At 67.2% G+C, this 10492-nt stretch carries 8 protein-coding genes; 6 read left to right on the top strand and 2 right to left on the bottom strand.

Features of this window, described 5'->3' with window-relative positions; all coding sequences use genetic code 11:
• Positions 1-68: 68 nt before the first annotated feature.
• Positions 69-1517: a fibronectin type III domain-containing protein gene (locus tag ACOGXQ_RS04000; protein ID WP_419946159.1), complete on the bottom strand. Its 1449-nt coding sequence runs from the start codon at positions 1515-1517 to the stop codon at positions 69-71.
• Positions 1518-1764: 247 nt separating this feature from the next.
• Positions 1765-4113 carry a molybdopterin-dependent oxidoreductase gene (locus ACOGXQ_RS03995; RefSeq protein WP_419946158.1) on the bottom strand — a complete coding sequence of 783 codons (2349 nt, stop codon included), beginning with the start codon at positions 4111-4113 and terminating at the stop codon, positions 1765-1767.
• 313 nt (positions 4114-4426) lie between these two features.
• Between ACOGXQ_RS03995 and ACOGXQ_RS03990 the strand changes: the two genes are divergently transcribed.
• The 6 genes from ACOGXQ_RS03990 to rsgA all read left to right on the top strand — a co-directional run bounded on the left by ACOGXQ_RS03990 (position 4427) and on the right by rsgA (position 10050).
• Positions 4427-4558, top strand: coding sequence for a ferredoxin (locus tag ACOGXQ_RS03990; RefSeq protein WP_419946157.1), 132 nt, complete (start codon positions 4427-4429; stop codon positions 4556-4558).
• Between the two features lie 175 nt (positions 4559-4733).
• Positions 4734-5783 (top strand): methyltransferase domain-containing protein, encoded by a 1050-nt coding sequence (locus ACOGXQ_RS03985; RefSeq protein ID WP_419946156.1) that lies wholly within the window; start codon positions 4734-4736, stop codon positions 5781-5783.
• A gap of 291 nt (positions 5784-6074) precedes the next feature.
• The gene (locus ACOGXQ_RS03980; protein WP_419946155.1) at positions 6075-6323 is read left to right on the top strand and encodes a ribbon-helix-helix domain-containing protein; all 249 of its coding nucleotides are present in this window, start codon (positions 6075-6077) and stop codon (positions 6321-6323) included.
• Positions 6320-6628 (top strand): type II toxin-antitoxin system PemK/MazF family toxin, encoded by a 309-nt coding sequence (locus ACOGXQ_RS03975; RefSeq protein WP_419946154.1) that lies wholly within the window; start codon positions 6320-6322, stop codon positions 6626-6628. Before ACOGXQ_RS03980 ends, ACOGXQ_RS03975 begins: the two co-directional genes overlap by 4 nt.
• 529 nt (positions 6629-7157) lie before the next feature.
• Complete coding sequence (locus tag ACOGXQ_RS03970; protein ID WP_419946153.1) at positions 7158-8936, top strand: ABC transporter substrate-binding protein; 1779 nt, start codon at positions 7158-7160, stop codon at positions 8934-8936.
• The gene (gene rsgA, locus ACOGXQ_RS03965) at positions 8929-10050 is read left to right on the top strand and encodes a ribosome small subunit-dependent GTPase A (RefSeq protein WP_419946152.1); all 1122 of its coding nucleotides are present in this window, start codon (positions 8929-8931) and stop codon (positions 10048-10050) included. Before ACOGXQ_RS03970 ends, rsgA begins: the two co-directional genes overlap by 8 nt.
• The last annotated feature ends 442 nt before the right edge of the window (positions 10051-10492 follow it).

The following is a 10492-nucleotide window of genomic DNA, read 5'->3' as shown; positions in this document are numbered from 1 at the left end:
AACCCGGGCCGGGCGCATGCGCATCCCGGGATCCCGCCGGCCGTCCGACGCTCGGAAAGGCGTCGGCCTCAGCTGCCCCGGCAGGGTCCCTGATAGGGGTACGCGACCGTCGACAGAAGGCCCCGTGTCGGTATCTCTTCGCCTCTATAGCCCGGTATCTCGTAGTTCGTGTAGTTGGGCCGGATCTGATACTCCGAATAGCCGCAGGCCACCGGGGTGATCTGGTGTCTGTAAAGGAGGCTGTCGCCGATGTCCACGGTCTCAAGCTCTTTCCAATCGCTCCACTCCTCGCGCAGGAGGCTGCGGGTCCGTCTCGACACGGTGTACGAGTCGAGAGGCGGCCTGCTGGAACTGCTTGCCTCACGCCAGCCGAGGTCGACGCCGAGCGGCTGGCCATCTGGTCGCGGGTAGCCCCAGTAGTAGATGATTTTTCTCACGCCACAGCGGTACTGCTGGGCCGACTCGGTCTCGCCGCAGCGGGGGTCGAGCTCTCGAACCCATTCCTCGTAGGGATTAGGCAGCGTCGTGAAGTCGACATGATGCCAAGGTCCCTGCACAACAGATCGTGAACTGCGGTCCCGGTAGAGCGCCATGATGCGCAGGTTGTAATCCGTATCGTGATCCAGCCCGGTTATCGCGGCCGACAGCATCGTGGCATCAACGAGCAAGAAGTCTTGAGACCCAGTCAGGTCGAAGTTGTTCGTAATCCATCTCCACAGTCCGTCGCTCCAGACGAAGTTGGTCATCAGCGGCCAATCCGCGGCAGCCTTCTTCCACCTGATGTAGTAGTGCGTCGGCGCATTGGCCGGCGGTCCCCATTCGAGATCGACCGTCCTGAGCTCTTCGACCGACGAGTCGACCCACGCAATGGCGTTGGGGTCGCCGTACAAGCGGATCGGGTGGAACTCCAGCCAGTCGCCGGACAGCCCGTAGACGTCGCCGGCAGGGTGAGCGAAGAGCGCACGAATTCGAATGTTGTACGTCCCGCCCGGTGCGAGCCGGTCCAAGGTGATGGAGGCATCACCTGTCACGACATTGCCCGTGGCCCTGTCCCAATAAGGAAGAGGCTCAGATCCGTCAAGCTCGATGTCGCTCCGGTACTCCTCGCCCTGCCTCTTCCAGTTCACTTGATATGCGCTGGGCCTGCGCCGCGGGGACTTCCAAGAGAGCTGCACTTCGCTGGGACTGGCAGAACCCCATCTCGCTCTTGCTTGCGGGATCTGTGAGTGAGGGATGACCTGTGTGTCAGGAACCCGTTCAGTGCCTTCGGCGCCTTGAGTGGACGTGCTGCCCGGATTGCTGCCGACTTCGACTGCAACCGTCATGGTCCGGCTGCTGCCGTCTTCGCTCTGGCTGGTCGTGACGACCGTCGTGAGCGCTGGCGTCGCATCGCTTCCCGAATCCTCGCCCGACGTGGCGCCGACGGACGGCGCCAGCGTTGCAAGGCCCACGAGAAGCGCTGCGAGCGCCAACGGCACTCGTCCCGCCCCCGACGTTCTGCTGTCCCTAGGGATCATGTGCTGTCTCCTCTCATTGCACTGGCAGTTACTTCGATTGCGCTCGGCGAGAGGCTAGTGGTGTGTCGCGGTTTTCTTGCGGGCAGGTCGCGGCCCGCTGACCTGCGGAAACAGGCTTCGGCAGGCCCTGCGCAAATTGCCGACGCACCACTAGGAGACTGCTGAGCAATTGCCGAAATCGCCGATCCGCGGACACAAAGCCGCAGGTCAGAGCATTCCTCGCAGGCAGACGGCGTTCGGCACCAGGTCAGCGGGCGGCGGGTTCGAGGGCGACGCGGACGTGCTTGTGGTGCGGGGTGAGCGACAGCGGGTCGCGGTCCTCGATGGCGGTGAGCTCGTTGACGGCCACGCCGTGGATCTTGTGCTCGCCGGCCTCGTCGGGATACTCGGTGCCGAAGCCGTGGGGGAGCGTGACATGGCCTGCCATGACCGTGTCGGTGACTTCTGCTGGCGCCTCGGCCTCGCCTCGCTTGGAGGTGATGCGGATGCGATCACCGTCCACCACGCCGAGCGCGGTGGCGTCGTCCGGATTGATCCGCAGCGAGCCGGACTTGTCCTTCTTGCGCCACTCCGGGTCACGGATGACGTCGTTGGCGGTGGATGAACGCCGCTCTCCCGCCGAGAGCACGAACGGGAAGCGGTTGTGACCCACCGCAGGCTCCTCGTCGTGCAGCGACTCGAACTCGTCGACCAGCTCCTCGATGAGCAGGTGAATCTTCCCATCGGGGTGCGCAATGCGGTCCCAAGTCTGTTCGTACTCGCTGACGCTGTAGATCATCCCCGACGGTGAATTCACCAGCCTGTCGAACAGGTTGCTGGCCAGTTCGACGCCGTCGCCCTCGATGCCCGCAGCACGCACCTCGTCGGGGTAGCGTATCGAGGCCTGCATCGCCGAACCGAACATCACCGCAGCCGGGGCCATATCGCCCAGCGTCGGCCCGAGCGTGTCGTAGAGCACCACCGGCAGCTTCGCGCCGACATCGGGATCGGCGGCCGACGCCTCGCCGAGCGCTTCGATGAACGACTGCCGGCTCTGCTGCGCCGCATCAGCCAGCGCCGGGGTGGACGCGGCACTCCCGCCCATGGCTGCCACGAGCCGGCTGTGGATCTCGGCCTCGGGCAGCGAGTCGCCCAGCGGATCCAGAATCGGGTGACGCACTTGGAAGTAGTTGGCCGGCATCTCGCCGGCGAAGAACGTGGCCTCGGGCTTCTCGTACTGCGAGCATGCCGGCAGCACGTAGTCGGCTGCACGAGCGGTCTCGGTCATGGCGACATCGATCACCACCAGGCACTCCAGCTTGGCGAAGGCCTCACGGAAACGCTTCGAGTCCGGCAGGGTGTGCAGCGGGTTGGCCGACTCCACGATCATTGCCCGGAAGCGGTTGGGGTGGTCAGTGTCGATGCAGTCGGGAATCGCGGCACAGGCCACCAGTCCCGACAGCATGGCGTTGCCGGTGACGGGATCGACCTCGCCCTCGCCCGAATGGCCGCACATCGGGGCGAGCCGCAGTGGCAGGTTCATCCCGCCGGCCTTGGCGAAGTTGCCGGTCACCAAGTACAGCAGCCGCTGCAGCCACGAATTCAGCGTGGAGTGCGGCGCCATCTCGACGCCGAGGTCCTCCTCTGTCGACATCGAGCGGGCGTTGCCCATCGTGCGTGCCGCGGCTCGCAGATCGCTCTCTTCGATGCCGCACTTGCGGGCGCAGTCGGCGATGTCGGTACTCGCGAGCAGCTCACGCAGTTCGTCCCAGCCCGTGCAGTGCTCGGCCAGGAACCGCTCGTCGGTGAGCCCTTCGGAGACCATGATCGCCAGCAGCGCCGCCAGTGCCCAGGCGTCGGTGCCCGGCCGCACCCGCAGGTGATGGTCGGCCATGGCGGCGGTCTCGGACACCCGCGGGTCCATCACGACGAGCTTGCGCTCGTCGTCGTTGCGGATCTTGTTCAGCTCGTTGCGAGTCTCGGGAAAGCCGTGGCTCTGCCACGGGTTCTTGCCGATGAACACGGCGCAGTCGGTGTGCTCGAAGTCGCCCACCGCCCCGAGGTTCTGGCGACCGAACATCTTGCCCTGCGCCCAGAACATGCCGGTCTTCTCCTGAGCGAGCGCATTCGAGCGGTACTTCACACCGAGGGTCTGCAACACGCTACGCGCGTAGGCGCCCGGGAAGTGGTTCCCCTGCCCGCCGCCGCCGTAATACAGAATCTTGTCGCCGCCGACCGAGTCACGGATGTCCCCCAGACGCTCGGCGACCTCGGCGATCGCGACCTCCCACGACACTTCTTCGAACGTGCCGTCGTCCCTGCGCCGCAGCGGGGTGGTGAGGCGGTCCCGGCCGTTCTGGTAGTAGTCGATCCGCAGTGCCTTCTCACACGTGTAGCCCTTCGAGGCCGGATGCGCTTTGTCACCGCGCACTCGCGTGATCTTGCGGCCGTCGAGCCTCACCTCGATGCCGCAGTTGTTTGAGCACAGCACGCAGGCGGTCTTGTGCCAGACCTTGGTGGGATCCTCCTCGGGGGCGCCGTTTGACTCGACTGGAGTGGTCTGGACGCCGTCGTGCTTGGCACGCAAGGCGGCGAGGCGGGCACTGGCATCGGACATGAGATCTCCTAGCAGGATGCTGAAAAAGCCGATTTTCGGACGGTCGTCGACTACAAATCCGCAGGTCAGGGGCTTGTACCTCTGGCCACGCCCGCATGTTTCGGCATTCTGCTTGGCGGGTGCGGGAGCGGACAGGGGCAAGGCTATGGCATATTGCTGCGCTAGCTTCGGGCCGGCCGGGGTGCTGTGCCCGGTCTCGGTGAGCGCCGGCCTTGATGGCCGGCAGGAGGGATTGCTCGTGCGGATCAGCGTTGACGCCGACAAGTGCTAGGGACACAACCGCTGCTACTCGCTGGCGCCGGAGCTCTTCGACGTGGACGACTACGGCTACGCGACCGCGGCCGGCGACGGCGAGGTTCCTGCCGGCTTGGAAGACAAGGCCCGCCTCGCTGCTGCGAACTGTCCCGAGTACGCGGTCATCATCGAGGACACGCTGAGCCGATGACTCCGGCTCCGACCACGCACACGCGGGCTGGCAGATTGCGGTCGGCGGGTTCGGTCTCGCTTGCGAGAGGGCGCCCTGTTGGCATCACCGTGACCGGAACCTCACCTCGGGTTGGTCGCTGTCTTTGGGTCCTGCATGTGCTTTGCTCGGCGCCCCGCCGGTCGGCTGGAGGTCAATGCTGCTTCAGTTCGAGCTGGTCGCGGACTTCGTCGGGGCCGATGACTCGGTAGTTCATGGCCTCGAGGATCTGCGCAGCGGCTCGCCGCGCGGTGTCACTACGCTGCCGCCGATGCATCACCCCAGCGAGCCATCGCCAGCATCGACCATCGACGCGACCGGCAGCGGCGCAGCCAGCGGAGGGCAGGCTGATGCCCTCGGTGAACCAGCGGGCGGTGACGTGTCGCCTTCGTCGCCGGTGCGGACTGTGGACGTGTACACGCACGGCCATCAGCCCGCAGCGGTGGCCCAGCACGCCCGCCGGACTGCGGAGGACTGCGCGGCGTTCGCACGCGATGTGATCCGCCCGGAGTCGCAGATCCTCGACGTGGGCTGCGGTCCGGCTTCCATCACGGTGGGTTTGGCCCGCTGGGCCAGTGACGGTCACGTGACGGGCATCGAGCCAGGCGGCGACATCCTCGCCGCAGCCGCTGACACGGTTGCCGGCGCCAGTGTCGCCAATGTCACGATCGCCGAAGCTTCCGTGTACGAGCTGCCGTACGGCGACAACGCCTTCGACGTGGCCTACGCCCACCAGGTCTGCCAGCACCTGTCCGACCCCGTGACGGCGATCCGGGAGATGGCACGAGTGGTGCGCCCCGGGGGCTGGGTGGCGGTGCGCGACTCGGACTACTCCACGATGCAGTCCTACCCCTCCAGCGAGCAGATCACCCGCTGGCGGGAGGTGTACCGCACGGTGTGCCGCCACAACGGCGCTGAACCCGACGCGGGCCGGCACCTGTACGCCTGGTTCCGGGAAGCGGGCTTGCCGCAGGTGCAGATGTCAGGCGTCGTGCAGCAGTTCTGGACGGACGAGACTCGCCAGAATTGGGGCTGCTCATGGGCTGAGCGCTGCCTGCACACGGCGTTCGCCCGCCAAGCGGTCGAGTACGGCTGCGCGACGCGAGACGAGCTGGAGTGGATCGCGGCGGGCTGGCGCGCCTGGGCAGACAACCCCGACGCCTACTTCCACTACGTGCACGGTCAGGCGCTGGCGCAGGTCGTTTGATCTGTTGCCGCCCGGTGGCGCCGCCGATCAGGGAACTCTCTCGCGCCTGCTGCCGACGGTCGTCAGCACCGAGCAGCGAGGGCAGCGCCGTGCTGCGCTCAACGGGCAGAAGCAGTATCGACCTCCTCGGCGAAGGGTGGGTCGGCGCCGGCGCGCATGCAGGTGACCGCGGCAGCGGTGGCGGCACGTTCTGCGATGGAGCGCCACCCCGCTCAGCATGGCCGAGCCCGATTCGAGGTAGACGGCGACGCTGCCGTCCGGTCGCGCAATGCATATTGCTATGCTGACCGCATGGCGCAGTTCGTGACTCGTATCGACGATGCTGTGGCAGGTCAGATCGACGACCTCGTGGCCGCAGGAGCCGTCGAGTCGCGCTCCGACGCGGTAAGGCGCGGCCTCACTGCGCTCATCGATGAGCACCGGCGCAGGCGCATTGGCGATGCCATCGTGAAGGGTTACCGGCGACAGCCTCAGACCGAGCAGGAAGTGGGGTGGGCAGACGCAGCCACAACGGCGATGATCGCTGAAGAGCCGTGGTGAGGCCCGCGCAAGGCGACGTGTGGTGGGCCGAGGCCGACGACAAGCGCCGCCCGGTCTTGGTGGTCACCCGCAGCGATGCCGTGCCGGTGCTGGAGTGGATCGTGGTCGCCCCGGTCACACGCACAGTGCGTTCGATTCCGACTGAGCTGAGGCTCGGGCCTGAGGAGGGGCTGGCTTTCGAATGCGCAGCGTCGTTCGACAATCTCCAGCCGATCCGGCGTTCGTTCCTCACCGAGCGAATCGGCGCCATCGGGTGGCGGCGCATCGAACTCTGCGACGCGCTCGCTGCGCTCGCCGACTGCTGAACTGCGGGCTGCGCGCCCGATTGCACGTTCTGGGTGCCGTAGCGCTCTTGGGCGTCGGGGGCAGAGACTCCGAGCATCTCGCCGATCCGTTCCCGCGAAGTGCCTTCGTCTCGCGCCCAGCAGACGGCCTCAGCGATCTGGTTGCGGCTGATCTCGGTGGGTGCCTTGATGGCGGGCTTTTCGCGTTTGCGCGTGGAGTGGGCAGGTAAGGGTGCCGGTGACATACCGGCGGCCCGAGACCTCCAAGTCCCGGACCCTCTTCACCCGCCGGTCATGAACCCGCCCGCTGGGCGCCGCGCAGCGGCGTCTGACCTGCGGAAACCAAACTGGCCAACATCCCGCCAAGTCACTTGGCCACCCAAACCCGACGCTCAAGATCGCCGTCAGGCAGCAGTGTTCCAGCAGCCTGCTAGAGCGACAGGGCCAACCGTCTAGCGTCGGCGTCGGTGCGGATTGCGGCTGTCCACGGGTTCGAATGGTTCACGAGCAGCGACGTCCGCGGCTGCTGAGACCTTGGCGTGCTCGTGCGATGGCCCCTGCGGCGGTGCTGCTGTTGGCGGGTGCGTGCAGTTCCGTCGCTCTTGAATCGACCGATTCCACGGACGCGCCCCTATTGGCTGGCGATGTCGTCGAAGTGCCGGAGGAACTGCCCGCGGCCGCCGTCCAGCCGCCGCGCGAGGCCATGTCAGGCGATCTGGCTGTCGGCGGCGAGCCGCGCCGGGGCGGCACGCTCCAGGTGCTGCTGGCAGCCGATCCCACACCCATTGCAGGCTGGACTCCGTGGGATCATGTGTGCGCGTGGTCGTGCCGCAGCGTCATGGACCATGTGCTCGAGACGCTCACCGTGGTGCTTCCCGATGGCTCGGTCGCTCCTTGGCTGGCGGAGTCGGTGTCGGCCGACGCCTCGCTCCAGCGCTGGACCGTTCGCCTGCGAGAGGGCATCTTCTTCACCGACGGCGAGCCGCTGGACGCGGCGACCGTCAAGACCGGCATCGATGACTGGCTGCGCTCGGGTCGCGCCAGCGGCGGCCATCTGCGTGACGCCCGGATCACCTCGGTCATCGTGCTGGACAGTCTCACGCTGGTGATCGAGCTCGGCGAGCCCAATGCGGGGCTGCCGGCTGCGTTGGCCGGTCCTGTGGGACGTGTCTTCTCTGTGAAGACGGCAGCGGCAGAACCCGACATCTTCGCGAGGGCGCCGGTGGGCACCGGGCCGTTCGTGTTCCGTCGCTGGTCGCCGGGCGAGCCGGCTGTCCTTGAGGCCAATCGGGGTTACTGGCGAACTGCTGCGGACGGCTCGAAGCTGCCGTGGGCGGACGAGATCAGGTTCACGGTGATCGACGACGAGCGAGATCGCCTCGCAGCGCTTGTCGAAGGCCGGGGGGACATCCTCATGTCACGATCGGCGGAACTCGCCACCGCCGTCGTCGGCACGTCCGATGGAGCGGGTCAACCGCTCAGCGTGATCCGCAGCTTCGACGACAATGCTGGCGTCGTTCTGTTCAACCTGCTTCGTGCCCCGCTCGACGACATCCGGGTGCGGCGGGCGCTCGTCGCATCAGCAGACCAGGACGAGCTCATCCGATCACTCGGGCCCGATGTGGACTGGCTGGCCGCAACGCAGTGGTGGGCGCCTGGCAGCATCTGGCACGCAGCGGACGTGGCGCGGGCTTGGCCGGGACATGACCTCGAACGGGCCCGGTCGCTGCTGCACGAGTACATAGAGGACCCAGAACGCTCTGACGGCCGCGATCCCGGTGATGCGGTGCTGGTCCGGGTGCTGTGCACCGACGATGTTGCGCTGTCGCGGATGACGGCGACGCTCGAGCATCAGTGGGAGCTCACCGGTCTGGTCGCCGTCGAGGTCGAGACTCTCGCCCGCACGGGCCTCATCAGCCGTGTTACGGGTTCGGTGGTCCAGAGTCCCTCGTTCGCCGGCGATTTCGCTGCTGCGTGCTGGCGCGTCGGGGGCGAGTCGGATCCGGCGGTGCTGGCCTCGGCGGCGGTCGGGCCGGTGAGAACCACTCCGCTGAACGCGTCGAACTTCACCGGTGAGCACCTCGCCGCGCTGGCGAGCCTGATCAAGTCCGCGAACGACCCTCCGCAGCGGGGCCAAGCGGTGGCGCAGTTCTCCGCCGAGCTCAACAACGAGGCCCCTTGGGTGTACTTGGGCTACGCCTCGAGCGTCCTCGCAGCCTCCTCGGTTGTGGGAGATCTGGGCCGCACGACGCTGCCCGACGGCGACGTGGTCGAAGGCCACCGGCTCGGCGTAGGCCGCTACGACGAGGCATGGCTGCGGCATGAGTGACGCCACCGAGGCCCCGCTGCCGCCCGCAGCAGATCTCGGCCAACTCGGCTGGCTTCGCCGCTCCGGTCGGGATCCTCGCACTCCGTCTGGTCACGTCATCAGTCGGATCGCGGTCACCCACCGCGGCGCCTATGAACTGGCCGACGAGCGGGGCGGCATGCGCGCTGCGCTGGACGCCGCAGTGCGCGACGCAGCTCGGTCGCCGCTGGACTACCCGACCGTCGGCGACTGGGTCGTTCGCTCCCGTGAGCCCCGCCACAACCAGCGCGTCGTCATCACCGAGGTGCTCGAGCGGACCTCGCTGCTGTGCCGCCGCGCGGTCGGCCCGCGGGTACAGCCGCAGCTCGTAGCCGCCAACGCCGACGTGTTGGCAATCGTCACGACACCCGACGAGCGAGCCAGTATCGGGACGAACGACGCAGCCAGCATCGGCCGCCGCATCGAGTGGTACCTCACGGCCGCGTTCAGCGGCGGTGTCCGACCGGTGATCGTCGTGAACAAGACCGACACCGTGTCGAACGCGAAGCGCGAAGCGATCGTCAGTGCGCTCCGGCGCCGCCTCGGCGCAGCAGCGGCCGATGTGCCGATCCTGGCGACAAGCGCTGTCGACGGCCGCGGCCTTGACGAGCTGGGTGCCTTGACCGCCGACGGCGCGACCGTGGCGCTGAGCGGACCGTCAGGAGTCGGCAAGTCGTCGCTCGCGAACCGCCTCGCCGGTGCCGACATGGTGCCGGTGGCGCCGCTCAGCCCTGACGGCCGCGGCCGGCACACCACTGTGCGGCGTCAGCTCGTCGCGGTCGGAGACGCCGCCGGGGGCACGCTGGTGGACACGCCGGGCCTGCAGGACCTGATTCCCTGGGGAGGCAGTCTGGGGCTTCGGCACTCCGTCGGCACCCACGACGGCGTGGCCCTGACCTTCAGCGACATCGCAGAATTCGCTCGACGCTGCCGCTTCGCCGACTGCGCACACACGATCGAGCCGGACTGCGCCGTGGTCGCCGCCGCTGAGGCCGGCAGACTCCCCGCTGAGCGCCTCAGCACCTACCGCGAACTCGTCGCCGACATGGCGGCAATCGAACTGTACGGCAGCAGCAAGGCGACCGGCCCTCGCTGAGACGCCGTCCTCGAGGCTCGGATTATTGAGGCTCTCGGCATTGCATGGCAACGAGAGACTGAGAACTGGTACCGGATGCACGGGACCGTGCTGAAGAGCGACAAGCTCGGCAAGCTCTATTGGCGGTCGTTTCGGCAGACAACCGGTCGTCATGACCGATCAGTCGCAACTACCAGTGGAGTTCGCCCACACTTGATCTGGGTGCGCAATTCGCTGATCTGTCTGGCAATTGCCTGTGCCTCTCGGGTTGTCGGCGGAACACTGGTCATGAGCATCGGGCCGCTCATCGCGGGCATGGCAGCGGCGTTGTTCGGCCGCGATCAGGCCGGAAAGCCAAGGACTCGGGAGCTTGATGCTTCGCCCGCCCGGCACAACAGTTTCCGTCGTGCTGGCCGTTCCGTGTGCTGTCGAGCGGTTCGGCCCCGTCGCGCCTCACTAGTCT

Source organism: Candidatus Poriferisodalis sp. (assembly GCF_965208485.1).
Classification (GTDB): domain Bacteria; phylum Actinomycetota; class Acidimicrobiia; order Acidimicrobiales; family Poriferisodalaceae; genus Poriferisodalis.
Note: the sequence above shows the minus strand (reverse complement) of the source record. Positions and strands in the feature narration are given on the sequence as shown.

Excerpts from the sequence above, each read along its gene's own strand:
- rsgA (WP_419946152.1), top strand. The coding sequence starts at position 8,929 with ATGAGTGACGCCACCGAGGCCCCGCTGCCGCCCGCAGCAGATCTCGGC.
- ACOGXQ_RS04000 (WP_419946159.1), bottom strand. The coding sequence starts at position 1,517 with ATGATCCCTAGGGACAGCAGAACGTCGGGGGCGGGACGAGTGCCGTTG.
- ACOGXQ_RS03980 (WP_419946155.1), top strand. The coding sequence starts at position 6,075 with ATGGCGCAGTTCGTGACTCGTATCGACGATGCTGTGGCAGGTCAGATC.
- ACOGXQ_RS03995 (WP_419946158.1), bottom strand. The coding sequence starts at position 4,113 with ATGTCCGATGCCAGTGCCCGCCTCGCCGCCTTGCGTGCCAAGCACGAC.
- ACOGXQ_RS03985 (WP_419946156.1), top strand. The coding sequence starts at position 4,734 with ATGCTGCTTCAGTTCGAGCTGGTCGCGGACTTCGTCGGGGCCGATGAC.
- ACOGXQ_RS03970 (WP_419946153.1), top strand. The coding sequence starts at position 7,158 with ATGGCCCCTGCGGCGGTGCTGCTGTTGGCGGGTGCGTGCAGTTCCGTC.